Genomic DNA, 21,584 nt, shown 5'->3' with positions numbered 1-21,584 from the left:
TTCATAGAAAAAGAAAAAATACGAATTATTGTCGGAAAGTTTTGCTAATAACGAAAGAATCAGTAATTTTGCTGCCCATTTTGAGGATGTAATTAAAAACAATATAATAAATTAAATTATGATCGTAGTTCCATTGAAAGAAGGCGAAAACATCGAAAAAGCGCTGAAAAAGTTTAAAAGAAAGTTCGAAAAAACAGGAGTTGTAAAGGAATTGAGAAGCCGTCAGGCGTTCATCAAACCTTCTGTTGCCAAGAGAAAACAGAACATGCGTGCTGTTTACGTTCAGCAATTGCAGCAGATCGAAGAATAAATATCTTACCAAACTTGTTTTATTGAATTCTTATTCCTATTTTCGTTGCATAAAAGTTGATGCAACGCAGATATGTTGATAGATTCGTTTTTAGATTATCTTCGGTATGAGAGGAACTACTCCAATTATACGATAGGAGCTTATTCAAAAGATTTGCGCCAGTTTGAAGATTATGTAAAAAAGTATAAGGAAGGCATATTTGATCCGGTGGATGTCGATACGGATTTAGTGAGAAATTGGGTAGTCGTTTTAATGGACGAAAAGCTTTCTCCAGTGTCGGTCAACCGGAAATTAAGTTCTTTGAAGTCTTTTTTTAAATTCCTTATGAAGCAGGGAAGCATCTCTGTTAATCCATTAAGGTTAATAACCGGGCCGAAAACAAAGAAACCGTTACCTTATTTTATAAAAGACAAGGAAATGGAGTTTTTGCTGGACGGTGATGGATTTGGTGAGGATTTTGAAGGTGTAAGGAATCGTCTGATGCTTGAGATGCTTTACGATACAGGTATCCGCCGTTCGGAGTTGATAGGAATGCAAGATTCCGATGTAGACTGCGAATCGATGCAGATACGGGTAACAGGAAAGCGTAATAAGCAACGGTTGATCCCATTTGCAGAAGGATTAAAAAACTTAATACAAGCATACACTGAAGTTCGAAATCGTGAAGTTGGTTCGGAGAGCGGATGGTTTTTTGTAAGAAAAAACGGGGAACAATTATCGGCAGGTATCGTTTATACTATTGTAAAGGATAAATTGTCGGAAATCCCAACATTGGCGAAGCGTAGCCCTCATGTATTGAGACATTCGTTTGCAACAAGTATGTTGAATAATGGAGCAGAGTTGAATGCGGTGAAAGAGATACTCGGACACAGCAGTTTGGCTTCAACCAGCGTTTACACACATACAACCTTTGAGGAATTAAAAAAAGTGTATCATGCTCATCCAAGAGCGAAAAAAGAAGGAGGTTAATTATGGACATTAGAATTCAAGCAATCCATTTTGACGCAACAGCTCAGTTAGAAGCGTTTATTCAGAAGAAAGTTAGTAAGTTGGAGCAATACTTCGACGGCATAATATTAGCAGAGGTTACGCTGAAGGTTACAAAACCCGAATCAGCAAAGAATAAAGAAGCCGCTGTGCGTCTTATAATAAAGAATGGAGATTGTTTTGCAGAGAAAGTGAATGATACTTTCGAGGCGTCTATCGACGAATGTGTCGAAGCATTGGAAAAACAATTAGTTAAATTCAAGGAAAAAATCAGAGCCAAATAAAAAAAACGGTAGATAAATTTGGTATGTAAGAAATAATATCTAAATTTGCAGCCGTTTCGCCTACCCGACGAAACGGCTTCTTTTAGAAAAGAAGGTTCGCCTCTTTAGCTCAGTTGGCCAGAGCACGTGATTTGTAATCTCGGGGTCGTTGGTTCGAATCCGACAAGAGGCTCAAAAGAAAAGTTTTTGACATATTGGGCAGTTACCAGAGTGGCCAAATGGGGCTGACTGTAACTCAGCTGTCTTTCGACTTCGGTGGTTCGAATCCATCACTGCCCACTACTAAGAAACAATTCAAAACGAGAATTGGTTCGTGAAAGAATTAAAATTGCGGAAGTAGCTCAGTTGATAGAGCATTAGCCTTCCAAGCTGAGGGTCGCGGGTTTGAGCCCCGTCTTCCGCTCTTTTTATTTCGCCTGTGTAGCTCAGCGGTAGAGCACTTCCTTGGTAAGGAAGAGGTCCCGAGTTCAAGTCTCGGCACCGGCTCAAATGATGAATTTAGAACATGATCATTAATCAAATAAAGAACAATTAAGTTATGGCAAAAGAGAAATTTGACAGATCGAAACCACATGTGAACATTGGTACGATTGGTCACGTTGACCACGGTAAAACAACTTTGACAGCTGCTATCACAACAGTATTGGCAAAGAAAGGTCTTTCAGAACTGCGTTCATTCGATTCTATCGACAACGCTCCTGAAGAAAAAGAAAGAGGTATTACAATTAACACTTCTCACGTAGAGTATCAGACTGCAAATCGTCACTATGCTCACGTAGACTGTCCGGGTCACGCCGACTACGTAAAGAACATGGTAACTGGTGCTGCTCAGATGGACGGTGCTATCATCGTAGTTGCTGCAACTGATGGTCCTATGCCTCAGACTCGTGAACACATCCTTTTGGCTCGTCAGGTAAACGTACCGAGACTGGTTGTATTCATGAACAAATGTGACATGGTTGACGACGAAGAAATGTTGGAATTGGTTGAAATGGAAATGAGAGAACTTCTTTCATTCTATCAGTTCGACGGTGACAACACTCCTGTAATTCGTGGTTCTGCTTTAGGTGGTTTGAACGGTGACCCTGTTTGGGAAGATAAGATCATGGAGTTGATGGAAGCTGTTGACACTTGGATTCCGCTGCCTCCGCGTGATGTAGATAAACCTTTCTTGATGCCGGTTGAAGACGTGTTCTCTATCACTGGTCGTGGTACTGTTGCTACAGGTCGTATCGAAGCAGGTATCGTTAAGGTTGGTGAAGAAGTTCAGATCATCGGTCTGGGTGCTGACGGTAAGAAGTCTGTTGTAACAGGTGTGGAAATGTTCCGCAAACTGTTGGATCAGGGTGAAGCTGGTGACAACGTAGGTCTGTTGTTGCGTGGTATCGACAAGAACGAAATCAAACGTGGTATGGTTATTTGCCACCCGGGTAAAGTGAAAGAACACTCTCACTTCAAGGCTGAGGTTTATATCCTGAAGAAAGAAGAAGGTGGTCGTCACACTCCGTTCCACAACAAATACCGTCCTCAGTTCTATATCCGTACATTGGACGTAACAGGTGAAATTACTCTTCCGGAAGGAACTGAAATGGTTATGCCTGGTGATAACGTAACAATCGACGTTGAACTGATCTACCCGGTAGCTTGTAACGTAGGTCTTCGTTTCGCTATCCGCGAAGGTGGACGTACTGTAGGTGCTGGTCAGATTACAGAATTGATCGACTAATATTAAGACAATACTTATAGCCAGTCTTATTATGAGACTGGCTATTTTACGGAAGTAGCTCAGTTGGTAGAGCACTGGTCTCCAAAACCAGGTGTCGGGAGTTCGAGCCTCTCCTTCCGTGCTAAAAATCTATAGATTCGATGAAAAAGATAATTACTTATATTAAGGAATCTTATAACGAACTTGTTTATAAAGTTTCTTGGCCTACTAGAACAGAGCTTTCCAATAGTGCTGTGGTTGTTATGTTTGCTTCCCTTATAATTGCAGCAGTAATCTTTGTTGTAGACTTAGGCTTCGAAAGCGTAATGCGTTTCTTCTACGAGAAAATCTTTTAATCAGTTTTAGATATGTCTGATATCCAAAAGAAATTTTATGTTCTGCGTGCCATCAGTGGTAAGGAGAATAAAGTCAGAGAATATCTCGAGGCTGAGTTGAAGAACACAGATCTGAGTGAATATGTCAATCAGGTTCTGATACCTACGGAGAAGACTTTTACGGTGCGTAATGGTAAGAAAGTGATGAAAGAAAGAGCTTACTTACCGGGTTATGTATTAGTAGAGGCAGCATTGGTCGGAGAAGTCGCTCATCGATTGAGAAACATTCCCAATGTAATCGGATTTTTGGGCGGGTCTGATAACCCGGTTCCGTTGCGTCCTTCTGAAGTAAGCCGTATTTTAGGTACGGTCGACGAACTGCAGGATCAACAGGAAGAACTGGATATCCAATTTTATGTTGGCGAGAGTGTGAAAATCACTTTTGGACCGTTTAGCGGTTTCACGGGTGTGATCGAAGAAGTCAACGCCGAGAAAAAGAAACTTAAAGTGATGGTAAAAGTCTTCGGACGTAAAACACCGCTTGAGTTGGGCTATATGCAAGTTGAGAAGGAGTAACGCTTTTGTTACGAGAAGTGTTTTCTTTCTGTTATTGATGTTATATATCTAAATTTTAGAAAAATGGCTAAAGAAGTTGCTGGACAAATCAAATTGCAGATTAAAGGAGGAGCAGCAAACCCTTCTCCCCCAGTAGGACCGGCTTTAGGTTCTAAGGGTATTAATATTATGGAGTTTTGCAAGCAATTTAATGCCAGAACCCAAGACAAGGCTGGTAAAATATTACCTGTGGTAATTACTTACTATGCCGATAAGTCTTTCGACTTTGTCGTTAAAACCCCTCCTGTTGCTATCCAATTGCTGGAAGCATCTAAACAGAAGAGTGGTTCTGCAGAGCCGAATCGTAAGAAGATTGCTGAAATCTCTTGGGATCAGGTAAAAACTATCGCAGAAGACAAAATTGTCGACTTGAACTGCTTTACTGTTGAAGCTGCCATGAGAATGGTTGCCGGAACAGCCAGAAGTATGGGTATCACTGTTAAAGGGACATTCCCGGGTAATAATTAATAAACTTCAATTGAAATGAGTAAACTGACAAAAAATCAAAAGTTGGCTTTGGGCAAGATTGAAGCTGGGAAAGCATATACATTAAAGGAAGCATCAGCATTAGTAAAAGAAATTACTACTTCTAAGTTCGATGCATCTGTAGATGTGGATGTTCGTTTAGGTGTTGACCCCCGTAAGGCCAATCAAATGGTTAGAGGCGTTGTTTCATTGCCTCACGGAACTGGTAAACAAGTTAGGGTTCTCGCATTATGTACACCGGACAAGGAAGCTGAAGCAACTGCTGCTGGAGCTGACTATGTCGGCTTGGATGAGTATATAGACAAAATTAAAGGTGGTTGGACTGATATTGACGTGATCATCACTATGCCTTCTATCATGGGTAAAATCGGTGCTCTGGGTAGAGTATTAGGCCCTCGTGGTTTGATGCCTAACCCTAAAAGCGGTACGGTTACCAATGAAATCGGAAACGCAGTGAAGGAAGTTAAGCAGGGTAAGATCGACTTTAAGGTAGACAAAACCGGTATCGTTCATACATCAATCGGAAAGGTATCTTTCAATGCCGATCAGATTCGTGATAACGCGAAGGAATTTATTTCAACTCTTTTGAAGTTGAAACCGTCTGCTGCTAAAGGTACATATATAAAGAGCATTTATCTTTCTAGTACAATGAGCGCGGGTATTAAAATCGACCCGAAATCAGTTGAAGAAAACTAATTAAAATTATTGCACAATGAAAAAGGAAGATAAAGGCATAGTAATAAGCCAGCTTACAGAAACTGTAAAGGAATATCCTAACTTTTATTTGACTGATATCGAAGCATTGGATGCTGAGAAAACCAGCAAATTGAGAAGAGAATGTTTCAAGCAGGAAGTAAAGTTGGTTGTTGTTAAGAACAATTTGCTTAAAAAGGCTCTGGAAAATGTAGAAGGTGATTTTTCACCGCTGCAGATCGCTCTGAAAGGCAATACAGCTGTTATGTTTTCACAAGCAGCTAACGCTCCTGCTCGTCTGATCAAAGAATTTACCAAAGGTGCAAAAAAGGATGAAGTTGCAAAACCCGTGTTGAAAGCTGCCTACGTACAGGAAAGCTTCTACATTGGCGCTGAAAACCTGGAAGCCCTTGTAAATATCAAGAGCAAAAAAGAACTTATCGGCGACGTTATTGCATTGTTGCAATCTCCGGCGAAGAACGTTATTTCTGCTCTTCAGTCATCAGGACAAACTATCCACGGTCTGTTGAAGACTTTGGAAGAAAGATAATTTTTTAATTTACACAGATAATAATCATTTAAATATACAAAAAAATGGCAGATTTGAAAGCTTTTGCAGAACAATTAGTAAACCTGACCGTAAAAGAAGTTAGCGAACTGGCTACAATCCTTAAAGAAGAATATGGTATTGAACCTGCTGCTGCAGCTGTTGCTGTTGCTGGTCCTGCTGCTGGTGGCGCTGCTGCTGCAGAGGAAGAAAAGACTTCTTTCGATGTTGTATTGAAAGCAGCTGGTGCTAATAAATTGGCTGTTGTTAAGGCAGTAAAAGAATTAACTGGTCTTGGCTTGAAAGAAGCTAAAGATTTAGTTGATGGTGCTCCTAGCGCAATCAAAGAAGGTATTTCTAAAGCTGATGCTGAAGGATTAAAGAAGAGCTTGGAAGAAGCTGGAGCTGAAGTTGAGCTTAAATAGTATTTATAACCTGGTTGCCAGGTGATTTGGTTAAGAGTCTCCCTTAAGGAGATTCTTAACCTTTTTGTGTCTATAATTTCAATAAGTTCAATAAATTCCTTACTAGATGTCTTCAACAGCTGAAAACCAAAGAGTTAATTTTGCTTCGATTAAGAATCAGTTCCCTTATCCGGACTTTCTCGAAGTTCAATTGAAGTCATTCCAAGACTTTCTTCAACTTGACACACCTCCTGAAAAGAGAAAGAAGGAGGGATTGTATAAGGTGTTTGCAGAGAATTTCCCTATTGCAGATACCAGAAACAATTTTGTGTTGGAGTTCTTAGATTACTATATAGATCCGCCTCGTTATTGCATTGATGAATGTATTGCCCGCGGATTAACCTATAGTGTGCCTTTAAAAGCAAAGTTAAAACTATATTGTACGGATCCGGATCATGAAGATTTCGATACTGTTATCCAGGACGTATATTTAGGCCCGATCCCTTATATGACGGAACGTGGTACTTTCGTTATAAATGGTGCTGAGCGTGTTGTTGTTTCACAGTTGCACCGTTCTCCGGGTGTGTTCTTTGGTCAAAGTACACATGCCAACGGTACAAAATTGTATTCCGCACGTATCATTCCTTTTAAAGGCTCATGGATCGAATTTGCAACAGACATCAATAATGTGATGTATGCTTATATCGACCGTAAAAAGAAATTACCTGTAACCACCCTTTTAAGAGCTATTGGTTTTGAAGGCGATAGAGACATTCTTGAAATCTTTAATCTGGCAGAAGAAGTAAAAGTTTCGAAAGCAAACCTGAAGAAACTGATCGGCCGCAAGCTGGCTGCCCGTGTGTTGAAAACATGGGTGGAAGATTTCGTGGATGAAGATACCGGCGAAGTTGTTTCTATTGAACGTAATGACGTTATCATCGATCGTGAATCGGTTTTAGATAGCGATAATATTGAAGCTATTCTGGAATCTGGAACACAGAATGTATTATTACATCGTGAAGACCAGAATCTTTCAGATTATGCAATCATCTATAATACGCTTCAGAAAGACCCCAGTAACTCTGAAAAAGAGGCTGTTTTGTATATTTACCGTCAGTTGCGTAATGCAGAACCTGCAGATGAAGCAAGTGCCCGTGAAGTCATACAGAACCTTTTCTTCTCTGAAAAACGTTATGATTTAGGTGAAGTAGGCCGTTACAGAATTAACAAGAAGTTGAACCTTACTACCAGCGATGATGTAAAGGTTTTGACTAAAGAAGATATAATCGAGATCATCAAGTATCTGATTGAGTTGATCAACTCGAAAGCGATCGTGGATGATATCGACCACTTGAGTAACCGTCGTGTACGTACCGTAGGCGAACAATTGTACAACCAGTTCGGTATCGGTCTGGCCCGTATGTCTCGTACAGTACGTGAACGTATGAATGTTCGTGATAACGAAGTGTTTACTCCGATCGATTTGATTAACGCGAAGACTATCTCTTCTGTCGTTAACTCATTCTTCGGAACGAATGCTTTGTCACAGTTTATGGACCAGACAAACCCGTTGGCTGAAATTACTCATAAACGTCGTCTGTCTGCCCTTGGACCGGGCGGTCTGTCAAGAGAGCGTGCCGGATTTGAGGTTCGTGACGTTCACTATACGCACTATGGCCGTCTTTGTCCGATTGAAACACCTGAAGGACCGAACATCGGTTTGATTTCTTCTTTGTGTGTATATGCAAAGATCAATGACCTGGGATTCATTTCTACTCCGTACCGTAATGTGGTTGACGGTAAAGTAGACTTTTCTGAAGAAAGCCTGCAATACTATACTGCAGAGGAAGAAGAAGAAATGACAATTGCACAGGGTAATGCTCCGTTGGATGACGAGGGTAAATTTATTCTTGACAGAGTAAAAGCCCGTTTTGAAGCAGACTTCCCTGTTGTTCCGCCTTCAGAAATCGACTTGATGGACGTTGCTCCGCAACAGATTGCTTCTATCGCAGCTTCTTTGATCCCATTCCTGGAACATGACGATGCTAACCGTGCATTGATGGGATCTAACATGATGCGCCAGGCAGTTCCTTTGTTGCGTACGGATGCTCCGATTGTAGGTACAGGTATCGAGGCACAGGTTGCCCGCGATTCACGTACTCAGATCATGGCTGAACGTGACGGTGAAATTGTATTTGTTGATGCAACTTGTATCAAGATCAAATATGACCGTAGCGAAGACGAAGACTTTGTAAGCTTCGAAGATGCTATTAAGACATATGTTATCCCGAAATGGCGTAAAACAAACCAGAGCACCACTGTCGACCTTCGCCCGATCTGCCATCGTGGCCAGCGTGTGAAGACGGGTGATATCCTGACTGAAGGTTATTCAACTCAGATGGGTGAACTTGCTTTGGGACGTAATGTGAAAGTGGCTTACATGCCGTGGAAGGGTTACAACTATGAGGATGCTATCGTACTGAACGAACGTATGGTTCGTGAAGACTTCTTTACTTCTGTTCACGTGGATGAATATATCCTTGAAGTTCGTGAAACGAAACGTGGTATGGAAGAATTGACATCTGATATTCCTAACGTAAGCGAAGAGGCTACTAAGGATTTGGATGAAAGAGGTATCGTTCGCGTAGGTGCCCGTATCGAACCGGGTGATATCCTGATCGGTAAGATCACTCCGAAGGGTGAATCTGATCCTTCTCCGGAAGAAAAACTGCTGCGTGCCATCTTCGGTGACAAGGCTGGTGATGTGAAGGATGCTTCATTGAAAGCTACTCCGTCTCTTCGTGGTGTTGTTATCGATACGGCGTTATTCTCTAAAGCTGTTAAGAAACGTAAGTCCAGACTGACCGATAAGGCTATTCTTCCGAAATTGGATGAAGAATACGAAATGAAGATGGCCGACCTGAAAAATTTATTGGTGGATAAGTTATTGACTCTTACCAATGGTAAAGTTTCACAGGGTGTTAAGGACTATATGAATACAGAAGTAATTGCGAAGGGTGCTAAATTCTCCCGCAAGGCTCTGGAAGATTTGGATTATAATGCTGTTCAGGTTAGTAAATGGACTGCCGATGCTGATAAGAATGAACTTATCAAGCAGGTTATCCTGAACTATCTGAAGAAATATAAAGAACTGGATGCTGAACTGAGACGTAAGAAATTCGATCTTACTATCGGTGATGAACTGCCTACCGGTATTGTTCAGATGGCGAAAGTTTATATTGCTAAGAAACGTAAGATCCAGGTAGGTGATAAGATGGCCGGTCGCCACGGTAACAAGGGTATTGTTTCCAAGATCGTTCGTCAGGAAGATATGCCGTTCCTGGAAGACGGAACTCCGGTTGATATCTGTTTGAACCCGCTGGGTGTGCCTTCCCGTATGAACCTGGGACAGATCTTTGAAGCTGTATTAGGTTGGGCCGGTAGAACAATGGATGTTAAGTTTGCGACTCCGATCTTCGACGGTGCATCTCTGGATGACCTGAATGCAATGACTGATAAAGCGGGTATCCCTCGTTATGGTAAGTCTTATTTGTATGATGGTGGAACCGGTGAGCGTTTCGACCAGCCGGCAACAGTAGGTGTAACTTACTTCTTGAAGCTGGGTCACATGGTTGATGATAAGATGCACGCCCGTTCAATCGGTCCGTACTCTTTGATTACCCAACAGCCTCTGGGTGGTAAAGCTCAGTTTGGTGGTCAGCGTTTCGGAGAGATGGAAGTTTGGGCACTGGAAGCCTTCGGTGCCGCACATGTTCTTCAGGAAATCCTTACTATTAAGTCTGACGACGTTGTAGGACGTTCTAAAGCTTACGAGGCTATTGTAAAAGGTGATCCGATGCCACAACCGGGTATTCCGGAATCTCTGAATGTATTGCTTCATGAGCTGCGAGGTTTAGGTTTAAGCTTTACTCTGGATTAATTCAACAACAATATAAGTAGGTGAGTTTCGGCTCATCTACTTTATCTATTGATAACTCTTTATAAATAAACAATATGGCTTTTAGAAAAGAAAACAAGATAAAGAGTAACTTTTCAAAAATAACCATCGGTCTGGCTTCTCCTGAAGAGATTCTTGAAAACTCTAGCGGCGAAGTTCTGAAACCGGAAACGATTAACTATCGTACGTACAAACCTGAGCGTGACGGTCTTTTCTGCGAACGTATCTTCGGTCCGATCAAGGACTATGAGTGCCATTGCGGAAAATACAAACGTATCCGTTATAAAGGTATTGTCTGCGATCGTTGCGGGGTAGAAGTTACAGAGAAGAAAGTGCGTCGCGAACGTATGGGACATATCCATCTGGTGGTTCCGGTCGCTCATATCTGGTATTTCCGTTCTCTACCTAATAAAATCGGTTATCTGTTAGGCTTGCCTACCAAGAAACTGGATTCTATCATTTACTATGAACGTTATGTGGTTATTCAGCCGGGTTGTGTAGACACTGTTGCTGAATTAGACTTGCTTTCGGAAGAAGAATACTTGCAGATTCTGGATAACCTGCCTAAGGAAAACCAGATGCTGGAAGATACGGATCCTAATAAGTTCATTGCAAAGATCGGTGCTGAAGCCGTTTATGATTTGCTGGCTCGTCTGGATCTTGACTCTCTTTCTTACGAATTGCGTCACCGTGCAAGTACGGACGGTTCACAGCAGCGTAAGAACGAAGCGTTGAAACGTTTACAGGTTGTTGAATCTTTCCGTGCATCCAGAGGCCGTAACAAACCGGAATGGATGATCGTAAAGGTCGTTCCTGTTATTCCGCCGGAATTGCGTCCGTTGGTTCCGCTGGATGGTGGACGTTTCGCAACCTCCGACTTGAATGATTTGTATCGTCGTGTTATTATCCGTAATAACCGTCTGAAACGATTAATTGATATTAAGGCTCCGGAAGTTATCCTGCGTAATGAAAAGCGTATGCTTCAGGAAGCTGTGGACTCTCTGTTTGACAACTCTCGTAAATCGAGTGCTGTTAAGACAGATGCTAACCGTCCGTTGAAGTCATTGTCCGACAGTTTGAAAGGTAAACAAGGTCGTTTCCGTCAGAACTTGTTGGGTAAACGTGTTGACTACTCTGCCCGTTCGGTTATCGTTGTAGGTCCTGAATTAAAGATGCATGAGTGCGGTCTGCCGAAGAATATGGCTGCCGAACTTTATAAACCTTTCGTTATCCGTAAATTGATCGAACGCGGTATCGTTAAAACGGTTAAGTCTGCCAAGAAGATCGTTGACCGTAAGGAACCGGTTGTTTGGGATATCCTGGAATATGTAATGAAAGGTCACCCTGTGTTGCTGAACCGTGCACCGACACTGCACCGTTTGGGTATCCAGGCATTCCAGCCGAAACTGATCGAAGGTAAGGCTATCCAGTTGCACCCGTTGGCTTGTACGGCATTCAACGCCGACTTCGACGGTGACCAGATGGCTGTTCACTTGCCTTTAGGAAATGAGGCTGTACTCGAAGCACAGATGTTGATGCTTGCTTCTCATAACATTTTGAACCCGGCTAACGGTGCGCCTATTACCGTTCCTTCTCAGGACATGGTACTTGGTTTGTACTATATTACTAAAATGCGTCCTGGTACACTGGGAGAAGGTTTAGTATTCTACGGACCGGAAGAAGCTACAATCGCATACAATGAGAAGAAAGTGGACATCCACGCTCCGATCAAAGTGTATGTGAATGATGTAAATGAAAATGGTGAGATCGTTAAGGTGCTGACTGAAACATCGGTAGGTCGTTTGATGGTAAACGAATTCGTACCTGCTGAAGTTGGTTATATCAACGAAGTACTCGGAAAGAAATCTCTTCGTGATATCATTGGTAAGGTAATCAAGACTTGCGGCGTTGCCCGTACAGCCCAGTTCCTGGATGATATCAAGAACTTAGGATACTATATGGCATTTAAGGGAGGTCTGTCGTTCAACCTGGCCGACGTACTTATCCCGCCTGAAAAAGATGCACTGGTTAAGGAAGGTTATGATGAAGTGGAACAGATCCTGGCTAACTATAGCATGGGTTTCATTACCTTCAACGAACGTTACAACCAGATTATCGATACTTGGACACATGTCAACAGTAAGTTGTCTAATATCCTGATGAAGCAGTTGACTGCTGATAACGATGGATTCAACTCTGTATACATGATGATGGACTCCGGAGCCCGTGGTTCTAAAGAACAGATCCGTCAGCTGTCTGGTATGCGTGGTTTGATGGCAAAGCCGCAGAAGAGCGGTGCCGAAGGTGGTCAGATTATTGAAAACCCGATCCTTTCAAACTTTAAAGAAGGTTTGTCAGTGTTGGAGTACTTTATCTCTACCCACGGTGCTCGTAAAGGTTTGGCCGATACCGCGTTGAAGACTGCCGATGCTGGTTACCTGACTCGTCGTCTGGTAGACGTATCGCATGATGTGATTATCAATGAAGAAGACTGTGGAACATTGCGTGGTCTGATTTGTACAGAATTGAAGAATAACGAAGAAGTGATCGCTTCTCTGTACGAACGTATCCTGGGGCGTGTATCCGTACATGATATCCAGCATCCGCTTACCGGTGAACTGATTGTTGCTGCCGGTGAAGAGATCCGCGAAGATGCAGCTAAGATGATTCAGGATTCTCCGATCGAAAGTGTGGAAATCCGTTCCGTACTTACCTGTGAATCCAAGAAAGGTGTTTGTGCTAAGTGTTACGGACGTAACCTCGCAACAGGCCGTATGGTTCAGAAGGGTGAAGTCGTAGGGGTTATCGCTGCTCAGTCTATTGGTGAGCCGGGTACACAGTTGACACTGCGTACATTCCACGTCGGTGGTATCGCATCTAATATTGCAACAGAAAACAGTATTACATCTAAATATGACGGTATTCTGGAAATTGACGAACTCCGTGCTGTAGAAGCTACTGATGCGGCAACCGGAAAGAAACATCAGGTTGTTGTAAGCCGTCTGGCTGAAATGCGTATCGTTGATCCGAATACGAAGATCGTATTGCTGACTCACAATATCCCTTACGGTTCTAAATTATTCTTCAACAACGGAGATAAGATCAGCAAGGGTGACGTAATCATCGAATGGGACCCGTTCAATGCCGTTATCGTATCGGAAGTTTCCGGTAAGATCGAGTTCGAAAGCGTGGTAGAAGGTGTTACTTACAAAGTTGAAAGTGACGAAACTACAGGTTTGAAGGAAAAGATCATTATCGAATCTAAAGATAAGACAAAAGCTCCGGCTGCCCACATCGTAGATGAAAACGGAAACTACCTGAAGAACTACTCATTGCCGCTCGGCGCTCACGTTGTCAAAGAGAACGGTGATCCGGTTAAGGCTGGTGAGGTTTTGGTTAAGATCCCGCGTGCAGTTGGTAAGGCTGGTGATATCACCGGAGGTCTTCCCCGTGTTACTGAGTTGTTTGAAGCTCGTAACCCGTCTAACCCGGCTGTCGTTTCTGAAATCGACGGTGAAGTAGGTTTCGGTAAGATCAAACGTGGTAACCGTGAGATTACTGTAACTTCCAAACTGGGTGAAGTGAAGAAGTATATGGTACCTCTGTCAAAACAGCTTTTGGTTCAGGAAAATGACTATATCCGTGCTGGTATGCCGTTGTCCGATGGTGCAACAACTCCATCTGATATCCTTGCTATCAAGGGCCCGACAGCCGTACAGGAATATATTGTGAATGAAGTACAGGACGTTTACCGTCTGCAGGGTGTGAAGATCAACGACAAACACTTCGAAGTAATCGTTCGTCAGATGATGCGTAAGGTAGAAGTAGTCGATCCGGGTGATACTCGCTTCCTGGAACAACAGATTGTAGACAAACTGGAAGTAATGGATGAAAACGACCGTATCTGGGGTAAGAAAGTTGTTCTGGATGCAGGAGATTCTCAGACATTACAAGCAGGTCAGATTGTAACAGCCCGTAAGTTGAGAGATGAAAACAGTATGTTGAAACGTCGCGATATGAAACTTGTTGAAGTTCGTGATGCCGTTCCTGCTACTGCCAACCAGATCCTTCAGGGTATTACACGTGCTGCATTGCAGACAACAAGCTTTATGTCGGCTGCATCATTCCAGGAAACAACAAAGGTATTGAACGAAGCTGCTATCAACGGAAAGGTAGACCGTCTGGAAGGTTTGAAAGAAAACGTTATCTGCGGTCACTTGATCCCGGCTGGTACAGGCCAGAGAGACTTCGACAAACTGGTTGTTGGTGCTAAGGATGAATTCGAACGTATTTTTGCTAATCGTAAGAACGTAGTAGATTTCAACGCTATGGATAAAGACGACGAGTAAGAAATAAATATCGTACAATAGAAAAGGCTTCCGAATTGATTTTCGGAAGCCTTTTTGTTTTTAGTAATTTGGTTAATCAGGACATAAGCTTTACTTTTGTATGTAGGCTTTATAAATAAACATATTAAATATCATGAAAAAGATTTTGTTAAGTTTTCTGTCAGTGTTATTATCTGTCAGTTTTATGTCTGCCAAGCAACCGGAAGCACCTTTGCATGTGATGACATTTAATATCCGCATGGATACAAAAGAGGATGGAGCTAATCAATGGAGTAACCGTAAGGATCTGGCTGCCGATCTGGTAAAGTTCCATGAAGTCGATATCTTCGGTGCCCAGGAAGTTCTGAACCATCAGTTGAATGATCTTTTGGCACGTTTACCGGAGTATAGTTATGTGGGAGTAGGACGTGAAGACGGTAAGACAAAAGGAGAATATGCCCCGATATTTTATAAGAAGGATCGTTTCTCTCTTGAGGATAGCGGTAATTTCTGGTTGGCGGAAGATATGAATGCAGTGGGTAAGAAAGGCTGGGATGCCGCCTGTGAACGTGTTGCCACCTGGGGCGTATTTAAGGATAAGCTATCAGGTAAGAAGTTCTTTTTCCTGAACACTCATTTGGATCATATGGGAAAAGTGGCACGCCATGAAGGAGCTTCATTGGTTCTGGAAGAAGCCCATAAATTGGCTAAAGGACTTCCGGTTATTGTAACCGGTGACTTTAATGCCGCACCGGATGATGATCCTATCAAAGTGCTGACAGATAAGAATGATCCTCGCCATGTCACTCATTCGCGTGAAATAGCCTCTTTAAAATATGGCCCGGAATGGACATTCCACGATTACGGCCGTATACCGAACGAGAAGAGAGAATGGATCGATTATATTTTTGTAAAAGGAGACATTAAGGTATTACGTAACGGAGTGCTTACCGATACCTTGAATCATCTTTATCCTTCGGATCACTGCCCGGTCATGGCAACTTTGATCATTCAATAGAAGAGATTGATCTGTTGTAGGAATTGATCTTTATAATAATCACATTTACAACAGTTTTTAGATGTGTTTTAAATTGTTAATAATTGAAGTAATATTAGTTAATACGTAAATTGCGCTTGGAGTTTTTTTGTACAGTTTGTATCTTTGCATTGTTCAAAATGTAGTAATATGCATCTGGACAGAAAACCTTAGCCTAAAAGTCAGGATAATAAATATTAAACACAATAAGGTATTTTTTTTACATTGGTCTAAAGAATTGAGAATTAAAAACACAACTGGAAAAGGGTCGCCTGTGAAGGTGGCCCTTTTTATTTACAATATATTTCATGGAAACCTCTTATATCTGTATATTTGTATCCGATTAGTTAAACATAAAACATAAAAAGAAATGGAGAACGATAACAAACAATCTAATGAGATACAGGTAGAACTGTCTGAAGAAATGGCACAAGGCACTTATGCTAACCTGGCGATTATTTCACATTCAACTTCTGAATTCATACTTGACTTCATCCGCGTAGTTCCCGGTGCCCCTAAAGCACAGGTTAAGAGCCGTGTGATCCTGACTCCCGACAATGCAAAACGTTTATTCTTTGCTTTGCAGGATAACCTGGCCAAATATGAAGAGCAGATGAAAGGCGGAAGCGGTAATAAGACAGCCAACTTTGAAGATTTTATCCCGCCGATGGGAGGAGTTCAGGGAGAAGCTTAAATATCCCCTGCACTTTACGGGTAATAAAAAAGGATTGTTTCCAATACAGGGAACAATCCTTTTTTTAATTTCTAGACTTGTGTGTGTTACTCCATTTTCTTGTTGATAACAATGTGGCCGATGTAACCCAAAATAATAACTCCTAAACCAGCGATAAGGATGGTATTTGTTACGCCACCAGTAATAGCCGGTACTGCAAGAATGATTACACCGATCAAGAGTACGATTACCCCAAGATTTTTAATTAACTCGTTCATGGTTATAGATGTTTTTATAATTATTTTCTTTTCTACCGCAAATAAAGTAATAATAACCCGATTGCAAAAATATTTTAGAATAAAAATAATGAATCCATCGATTTTAGCTCCTATATTTGTAGGACTAACACAGTTATATATGATACGAATACTTTACTTGGTTTATTTATGGCTGTTTTTTGTACCTGTCTTTGTGGTGCTGACTATACTTACAGCCTTAACTGTTATCATCGGATGCCTGCTGGGAGGTGAGAAGATATTTGCCTATTATCCCGGGATGATCTGGTCGAGGCTGACCTGTTATCTGGCTCTCTGTCCGGTAAAAGTGAAAGGACGGGAGAATATAGACCGTAAACAATCTTATGTATTTGTGTCCAATCATCAGGGCGCCTTCGACATCTTTTTGATCTATGGTTTCCTGGGCGTTCCTATCAAATGGGTTATGAAAGCGGGGATAGGGAAGATACCTTTCGTCGGGGCTGCCTGCCGGGCTGCCGGTTTCATCTTTGTGGATAATTCAACACCTAAAGCGGCTGCCCGTAGTGTGGTGGAAGCTGAACGTTGTCTGAAGAACGGGGCTTCTGTTGTTGTCTTTCCGGAAGGTTCACGAACGTATGACGGTAAGATGATCCGTTTCAAGAAGGGAGCTTACCAGATGGCTTTGGATCAGCGTCTGCCAGTTGTTCCGATTACTTTGAATGGCCCTTTCGACGTGCTGCCGATCGGTTCGCTGGATATACACCGGCATAAGATGGAAATGATCATTCATCCGGCTATCTCGACGAATGATATGGATACCTCCCATAAAGGAATGCAACAGTTTGCGGATCATACGCAGGAGATCATTGCTTCCGCTTTATGGGATAAATATAAATAATTTCTTGTTACCAGGCTTTTAATATCCCCGTCTTGGTGACGCCCAGGCTGAAACCAACGCTTTTGCCTAACATGGTTCCTGTGTCTGCTGCGACCGATCCGGAGAATTTCCATCCCTGCAACTTAGGGTGGGTATAGTTGATATCAATCAAGCTGGATGTGCCGAATTTTTTATTCAGGAAAGGGAAATAAGAAGTCCCCCAACCATTCATCGCAGTAAATAAGACACGATAAGATAACTGTGTATTAATATCCCCTTCTGCTGCGAAATGCCAGCTTTTAACGCGGTTGTTTTTGAAACCTAAAGAACCGTCGGTATTATATTCCGGAGACGGGATCAGCGGAGAACCTATCCCTCTGTTGAAATAAGAAAAACCTGTCGTATACTCACCATTGTTATAATAATCGTCGTTTCCGCCTCCACGTCCGCCTTGCCATTTATCACGGTCGAACAGGATAAAATGCATAGGGCCGCTTTGATTCATTGTTACGAGATATTCGGCAACCACTTTGTTCAGCCAGGGAAGGAAAGGCAGGTCGAACTGTAATCCCCACAGCCCGTCTGTTTTATTGGCAAACTCCATGCCCGACTTATCGTTGAAATAATGCTGATAATAAATATGAGCTCCCCAGTCTTTCTCCGTGTAGCTTAATTTGAAGTCGTACGAACCGTAATGGCTTCCCAATACATTGATCTGATCGGACAATGTAGCATCACTACCACCTTTTTGTCCACATATCACCCGTATCATATCTTTAAAAGATTGAGGTTGTTTTCCGATCTTCGGATCGGTAGAAGTTCCTCCCCATTGGGCATAGTGTTGGACACCGGCTGTGAGAGACAAGGGAAAATCATTTTCCGTATCTTTAATTCGGAAGAAGAAAGACTTATGATGCCAAAGCACATTCTTGATATAGACTTGTTTGGAATTAGCGAAGTCTTTCAGATAGTCCGTATCGAATGACCTGCCGATAGCGAAATCACCTCTTACCTGCAACCAGCCTTTAGTCAGGGGAACCAAGGTAAACTCCGGCATACTCAGGTTGACTTCCGGTATGGGGCGCGCATTGGTGGATTGTACCATATCACCGGAGCTCAGATTCCGATCCCACAGTGAATTATATCTTTCCTTACTCCCCACACTGAACAACAAACTTTTATAACCTATCTCCGCATACGCCTGCTGAATGAATACATTACGATAGCGGGGCACGGCGGCTACAACATCCAGTCCGGCCCCCCAGCGAAAACCTTTGCCGAAATGTTGGTTATGGAATACGCCTGCATTCAGCAAACCGTTGCCTGCCTCTTGCGGAACAATGCCGTAACGGTTGCTAACCATCCAGAACGGCGTATTCGATCCGGTTGCAGCTGAACCAAACAATTCTGTTTTATAGATTGTAGCATCCTGGATATCGGTTGTCTGGGAATAACTGTCGTTCGATATGCCATATAAAATTATTCCTGCAAGTATAATGCGTAAGGCTTTCATTCAATTGATTTTTTGTTCGCAACAAAGGTAATGATTAAAATAATCTCTCTGCCGGGAGATTTAAAAAAGAAGCTTAAGCAATATAAAAATTCAAATATAATTGTACCTTTGTTTCCGTTCCTTGATTTACAACGTTTGATATGGATGAAAAACAGTTATTATTTGAATTTCTTGAAATCGAAAAGCGTAGACTTTCATTATCTTTGGGCGAATGCCAGCTCGACACCAAGCCTTTGGGCAAGAGCGAAACAGGCATAGTCTTCAAGGGCCGCATGAATGGGAACGACGTTGCCTTAAAGTTCTTTTTGTATAAAGGAGACGGTTCGGGAAAGGAGAAGTGGTTAAATAAGCTTAAAGCAAAGTATCTGACAATATCCCTGTTGGAGACAAGAAGTAATATTGTACAGTATGCAGACTTTGATACTGTGACCGTGCAGGGACAGGTAATCCCCGTGCTGGTTATGAAGTTGTACAGATGTTCGCTGGAAGAATATAGAAGTGTCCTGTCTGTGGACTCTTTTCTTAAGCTATTCCGTTTCCTTACTAATACGGTTCAGTTCCTGCATAGCATGGGCATTGTGCATGGAGCCATCAAACCCCGCAACATACTCGTAGACGACCATAATGATTTTGTGCTGACGGATATTGCAATGGCGGAGACTGCCGATCCGGACAATTCCGACATAACAGCGATAGGAGAAACCTTGCAGTGGTATGCATTCGGCAATACGAATAACGATACGGCTATCAGTAAGGTATTCCCCGCCCTGAAATTTTACGACCGCATAGTAGAACGCTGCCTGACGCAGGATACTCAGCAACGTTTCCATACGGTGGATGAGATGCTGGCTTTCGCAGAAATCCAGAAAGAACGGGATCCGAACGACTTGCTGAAGGAGTTCAGCCTGATCTGCCGTAAAAACTTTCCGAAAGAATTGCCGGAGTTTGTGCATTGCTCGGATCAGGCCAAGATTGTCAAGCTATTCTCGGAGTTTGTCGGGAAGAAAGAGTTTTTCGGAAGCAACCTTGTTTACTTTACCGATGTAGACAGGCATGTGTTTGCTCCTCAGATCTGTAAGAACGGCTATATCAAATTCGACAACTCGTCGCAGTTCCGGGTACTCGATATCTGGATCCACAGCGATAATGATATGCGGAACGACTATATCCTCGTACATCACTCCAACACGCTTCCGGAGAAGGTGAACGGCAAAGATGTCTACCGTTGGGCTGTTTATGAAGATCACATGCTTATCACCTGGGAAGAAGCGATGAACGGTTTTGCGGAATGTGAGGGCGACATCATCGCCTTAGACCGGAACAAGATCGAGTTCTACAACCGAATCCCCCGGGAAGGATATGTCTTTATCGCATTAAACCATCTGCATAGCCTGATCAGTCCGGCTAATATTTGTACGTTAAAGGATTACTTTTTCCGCTTTAGCTTTAACTACGTGAACCGTTACATTCTGGACGACATGAATAATATGACCAAGCTGCATGTGACGTCCCCAAGGAGAAAGTAAGATCATTGCCACCATTTTATCCACTCGAAGACTACATGGTAGGTTTGATCCCTGGCTGCCTTTTCGGAAAGGATCAGGTCGTGCATCCCGTTGGTTATAGTATCGCAAACGGTCAGGTAGCCTAATTGAGGCGCATATTCCTGGATATCGTGTACGTTCAGCACAATATCGGAAGACAGGTATTCATTATGCCATTCTGCGGTTTCCGGATAAGATTTGTCGGACGACATCACTAGGGTCGGCAATTCCAGTTTCAATCCCTTTTTCACCTGCCGCTGTCCTTCCTGGATGGCTTTTATCCAGCCGGCCTTTTTAGGATAGCCGTTGATCATCTTCCAGTTTGTATCATATTCCCATTCCCCTTTGAACTGTTTGAGCAGACTGTGCGCATAAGAGGCAATGCCATATCCCTGCACGGTCAGGTCGGGGAAAAATTTTCCGACAAATGCAACGACCGGGATCGCCACCTTTTCCATAAACCAACCGAAGTTCCAATCCAGGAAAGGGCTGTTCAAGATTAATCCGGTGACAGGGAGATTGTCTTTCTTACTTTCTAAATATAATGGCGTGATAAGTCCCCCGGTGGAGTGTGCCATCAACAGTATCTTTTTATTTCCTTCCGAACGGATGGTTGCCAGTGCCGTATCGATGTCTGCAAAATATTCCGTCAGGCTTTTGCAGTAGAACGGGGTTTGGTTCGGCAGGATGGAACGGCCGTACTTCCTGAGATCCATCGCATAGAAGTTGTAGCCATGTGCATTCACGCTGTCTCCCAATTGCTTCTGGAAGAAATAATCGTTGTAACCATGAATATATAGAACTGCTTTCTTTACATCCGGCAGTTGCGGCTTTTTTACAAGCGTGCAGACAACTTTCCCTTCATAATCATCCGGCATCTGAAAAGTACGGCGCACGTAATCATCACCGAGCACGTCGGGAACATATTGCGCGTAAATGCTTACTGCAAAGAGAAATACCAGGGAAGTAAGAAGTAACTTGCGTATCATAGCTGCTTTTCTTTTTATAACTATATCTTGTTTACCTTTGTTC

19 protein-coding genes and 5 tRNA genes are annotated in these 21,584 nt (G+C 42.6%); 21 read left to right on the top strand and 3 right to left on the bottom strand.

The features are described from left to right. The first annotated feature begins 118 nt into the window (after positions 1-118). The 19 genes from rpsU to HMPREF1536_RS04345 all read left to right on the top strand — a co-directional run bounded on the left by rpsU (position 119) and on the right by HMPREF1536_RS04345 (position 16,382). The gene (rpsU, locus tag HMPREF1536_RS04435; protein WP_028726923.1) at positions 119-310 is read left to right on the top strand and encodes a 30S ribosomal protein S21; all 192 of its coding nucleotides are present in this window, start codon (positions 119-121) and stop codon (positions 308-310) included. A gap of 72 nt (positions 311-382) precedes the next feature. Beyond that, a complete protein-coding gene (locus HMPREF1536_RS04430; protein ID WP_028726924.1) occupies positions 383-1,279 on the top strand; it encodes a tyrosine-type recombinase/integrase in 897 nt (298 codons plus the stop codon). A gap of 2 nt (positions 1,280-1,281) precedes the next feature. After that, positions 1,282-1,581 (top strand): ribosome hibernation-promoting factor, HPF/YfiA family, encoded by a 300-nt coding sequence (gene hpf, locus HMPREF1536_RS04425; protein WP_028726925.1) that lies wholly within the window; start codon positions 1,282-1,284, stop codon positions 1,579-1,581. A gap of 98 nt (positions 1,582-1,679) precedes the next feature. Next, a tRNA-Thr gene (locus HMPREF1536_RS04420) sits at positions 1,680-1,753 on the top strand. A gap of 24 nt (positions 1,754-1,777) precedes the next feature. Next, positions 1,778-1,860: transfer RNA gene (locus tag HMPREF1536_RS04415), tRNA-Tyr, on the top strand. Between the two features lie 51 nt (positions 1,861-1,911). After that, a tRNA-Gly gene (locus HMPREF1536_RS04410) sits at positions 1,912-1,984 on the top strand. Between the two features lie 11 nt (positions 1,985-1,995). Continuing rightward, positions 1,996-2,067 (top strand) — tRNA-Thr (locus tag HMPREF1536_RS04405). Positions 2,068-2,119: 52 nt separating this feature from the next. Next, positions 2,120-3,307: an elongation factor Tu gene (tuf, locus tag HMPREF1536_RS04400; protein ID WP_028726926.1), complete on the top strand. Its 1,188-nt coding sequence runs from the start codon at positions 2,120-2,122 to the stop codon at positions 3,305-3,307. 48 nt (positions 3,308-3,355) lie between these two features. Next, positions 3,356-3,428 (top strand) — tRNA-Trp (locus HMPREF1536_RS04395). Positions 3,429-3,447: 19 nt separating this feature from the next. Further along, the gene (secE, locus tag HMPREF1536_RS04390; RefSeq protein ID WP_007654183.1) at positions 3,448-3,642 is read left to right on the top strand and encodes a preprotein translocase subunit SecE; all 195 of its coding nucleotides are present in this window, start codon (positions 3,448-3,450) and stop codon (positions 3,640-3,642) included. Positions 3,643-3,654: 12 nt separating this feature from the next. After that, positions 3,655-4,197 (top strand): transcription termination/antitermination protein NusG, encoded by a 543-nt coding sequence (gene nusG, locus HMPREF1536_RS04385; RefSeq protein WP_028726927.1) that lies wholly within the window; start codon positions 3,655-3,657, stop codon positions 4,195-4,197. A 63-nt stretch (positions 4,198-4,260) separates the two neighbouring features. Beyond that, positions 4,261-4,704, top strand: a complete 444-nt coding sequence (gene rplK / locus HMPREF1536_RS04380) for a 50S ribosomal protein L11 (RefSeq protein ID WP_028726928.1) — start codon at positions 4,261-4,263, stop codon at positions 4,702-4,704. A gap of 15 nt (positions 4,705-4,719) precedes the next feature. Beyond that, positions 4,720-5,418 (top strand): 50S ribosomal protein L1, encoded by a 699-nt coding sequence (rplA, locus tag HMPREF1536_RS04375; protein ID WP_028726929.1) that lies wholly within the window; start codon positions 4,720-4,722, stop codon positions 5,416-5,418. A gap of 16 nt (positions 5,419-5,434) precedes the next feature. Further along, positions 5,435-5,965 (top strand): 50S ribosomal protein L10, encoded by a 531-nt coding sequence (gene rplJ / locus HMPREF1536_RS04370; RefSeq protein ID WP_028726930.1) that lies wholly within the window; start codon positions 5,435-5,437, stop codon positions 5,963-5,965. Between the two features lie 44 nt (positions 5,966-6,009). Further along, positions 6,010-6,387 (top strand): 50S ribosomal protein L7/L12, encoded by a 378-nt coding sequence (rplL, locus tag HMPREF1536_RS04365; RefSeq protein WP_028726931.1) that lies wholly within the window; start codon positions 6,010-6,012, stop codon positions 6,385-6,387. Between the two features lie 106 nt (positions 6,388-6,493). After that, complete coding sequence (rpoB, locus tag HMPREF1536_RS04360; RefSeq protein WP_028726932.1) at positions 6,494-10,306, top strand: DNA-directed RNA polymerase subunit beta; 3,813 nt, start codon at positions 6,494-6,496, stop codon at positions 10,304-10,306. 74 nt (positions 10,307-10,380) lie between these two features. After that, a complete protein-coding gene (rpoC, locus tag HMPREF1536_RS04355; protein WP_028726933.1) occupies positions 10,381-14,673 on the top strand; it encodes a DNA-directed RNA polymerase subunit beta' in 4,293 nt (1,430 codons plus the stop codon). A 133-nt stretch (positions 14,674-14,806) separates the two neighbouring features. Further along, positions 14,807-15,670 carry an endonuclease/exonuclease/phosphatase family protein gene (locus tag HMPREF1536_RS04350; protein WP_028726934.1) on the top strand — a complete coding sequence of 288 codons (864 nt, stop codon included), beginning with the start codon at positions 14,807-14,809 and terminating at the stop codon, positions 15,668-15,670. A gap of 388 nt (positions 15,671-16,058) precedes the next feature. Then, positions 16,059-16,382: a DUF3467 domain-containing protein gene (locus HMPREF1536_RS04345; protein ID WP_028726935.1), complete on the top strand. Its 324-nt coding sequence runs from the start codon at positions 16,059-16,061 to the stop codon at positions 16,380-16,382. An 86-nt stretch (positions 16,383-16,468) separates the two neighbouring features. Here HMPREF1536_RS04345 and HMPREF1536_RS27820 read toward each other — a convergent pair whose 3' ends face one another. Continuing rightward, complete coding sequence (locus tag HMPREF1536_RS27820) at positions 16,469-16,639, bottom strand: hypothetical protein (RefSeq protein ID WP_167331494.1); 171 nt, start codon at positions 16,637-16,639, stop codon at positions 16,469-16,471. Between the two features lie 139 nt (positions 16,640-16,778). Here HMPREF1536_RS27820 and HMPREF1536_RS04340 point away from each other — a divergent pair, with 139 nt between their 5' ends. Then, positions 16,779-17,516, top strand: a complete 738-nt coding sequence (locus HMPREF1536_RS04340; RefSeq protein ID WP_028726936.1) for a lysophospholipid acyltransferase family protein — start codon at positions 16,779-16,781, stop codon at positions 17,514-17,516. 7 nt (positions 17,517-17,523) lie between these two features. Here the strand turns inward: HMPREF1536_RS04340 and HMPREF1536_RS04335 are convergent, their stop codons facing one another. Further along, complete coding sequence (locus tag HMPREF1536_RS04335; protein ID WP_028726937.1) at positions 17,524-19,008, bottom strand: capsule assembly Wzi family protein; 1,485 nt, start codon at positions 19,006-19,008, stop codon at positions 17,524-17,526. Positions 19,009-19,148: 140 nt separating this feature from the next. On the opposite strand from HMPREF1536_RS04335, the gene HMPREF1536_RS04330 reads away from it, so the two are divergent. Continuing rightward, the gene (locus HMPREF1536_RS04330; protein WP_028726938.1) at positions 19,149-20,534 is read left to right on the top strand and encodes a protein kinase domain-containing protein; all 1,386 of its coding nucleotides are present in this window, start codon (positions 19,149-19,151) and stop codon (positions 20,532-20,534) included. A gap of 2 nt (positions 20,535-20,536) precedes the next feature. Here the strand turns inward: HMPREF1536_RS04330 and HMPREF1536_RS04325 are convergent, their stop codons facing one another. Continuing rightward, complete coding sequence (locus tag HMPREF1536_RS04325; protein WP_028726939.1) at positions 20,537-21,541, bottom strand: alpha/beta hydrolase; 1,005 nt, start codon at positions 21,539-21,541, stop codon at positions 20,537-20,539. Positions 21,542-21,584: the final 43 nt, after the last annotated feature.

The sequence above is a fragment of the Parabacteroides gordonii MS-1 = DSM 23371 genome, assembly GCF_000969825.1.
GTDB classification, from domain to species: domain Bacteria; phylum Bacteroidota; class Bacteroidia; order Bacteroidales; family Tannerellaceae; genus Parabacteroides; species Parabacteroides gordonii.
The sequence above is the reverse complement of the archived record's forward strand: the minus strand, read 5'-3'. Positions and strand labels throughout refer to the sequence as shown.

Excerpts from the sequence above, each read along its gene's own strand:
- rpsU (WP_028726923.1), top strand. The coding sequence starts at position 119 with ATGATCGTAGTTCCATTGAAAGAAGGCGAAAACATCGAAAAAGCGCTG.
- HMPREF1536_RS04430 (WP_028726924.1), top strand. The coding sequence starts at position 383 with ATGTTGATAGATTCGTTTTTAGATTATCTTCGGTATGAGAGGAACTAC.
- hpf (WP_028726925.1), top strand. The coding sequence starts at position 1,282 with ATGGACATTAGAATTCAAGCAATCCATTTTGACGCAACAGCTCAGTTA.
- tuf (WP_028726926.1), top strand. The coding sequence starts at position 2,120 with ATGGCAAAAGAGAAATTTGACAGATCGAAACCACATGTGAACATTGGT.
- secE (WP_007654183.1), top strand. The coding sequence starts at position 3,448 with ATGAAAAAGATAATTACTTATATTAAGGAATCTTATAACGAACTTGTT.
- nusG (WP_028726927.1), top strand. The coding sequence starts at position 3,655 with ATGTCTGATATCCAAAAGAAATTTTATGTTCTGCGTGCCATCAGTGGT.
- rplK (WP_028726928.1), top strand. The coding sequence starts at position 4,261 with ATGGCTAAAGAAGTTGCTGGACAAATCAAATTGCAGATTAAAGGAGGA.
- rplA (WP_028726929.1), top strand. The coding sequence starts at position 4,720 with ATGAGTAAACTGACAAAAAATCAAAAGTTGGCTTTGGGCAAGATTGAA.
- rplJ (WP_028726930.1), top strand. The coding sequence starts at position 5,435 with ATGAAAAAGGAAGATAAAGGCATAGTAATAAGCCAGCTTACAGAAACT.
- rplL (WP_028726931.1), top strand. The coding sequence starts at position 6,010 with ATGGCAGATTTGAAAGCTTTTGCAGAACAATTAGTAAACCTGACCGTA.
- rpoB (WP_028726932.1), top strand. The coding sequence starts at position 6,494 with ATGTCTTCAACAGCTGAAAACCAAAGAGTTAATTTTGCTTCGATTAAG.
- rpoC (WP_028726933.1), top strand. The coding sequence starts at position 10,381 with ATGGCTTTTAGAAAAGAAAACAAGATAAAGAGTAACTTTTCAAAAATA.
- HMPREF1536_RS04350 (WP_028726934.1), top strand. The coding sequence starts at position 14,807 with ATGAAAAAGATTTTGTTAAGTTTTCTGTCAGTGTTATTATCTGTCAGT.
- HMPREF1536_RS04345 (WP_028726935.1), top strand. The coding sequence starts at position 16,059 with ATGGAGAACGATAACAAACAATCTAATGAGATACAGGTAGAACTGTCT.
- HMPREF1536_RS27820 (WP_167331494.1), bottom strand. The coding sequence starts at position 16,639 with ATGAACGAGTTAATTAAAAATCTTGGGGTAATCGTACTCTTGATCGGT.
- HMPREF1536_RS04340 (WP_028726936.1), top strand. The coding sequence starts at position 16,779 with ATGATACGAATACTTTACTTGGTTTATTTATGGCTGTTTTTTGTACCT.
- HMPREF1536_RS04335 (WP_028726937.1), bottom strand. The coding sequence starts at position 19,008 with ATGAAAGCCTTACGCATTATACTTGCAGGAATAATTTTATATGGCATA.
- HMPREF1536_RS04330 (WP_028726938.1), top strand. The coding sequence starts at position 19,149 with ATGGATGAAAAACAGTTATTATTTGAATTTCTTGAAATCGAAAAGCGT.
- HMPREF1536_RS04325 (WP_028726939.1), bottom strand. The coding sequence starts at position 21,541 with ATGATACGCAAGTTACTTCTTACTTCCCTGGTATTTCTCTTTGCAGTA.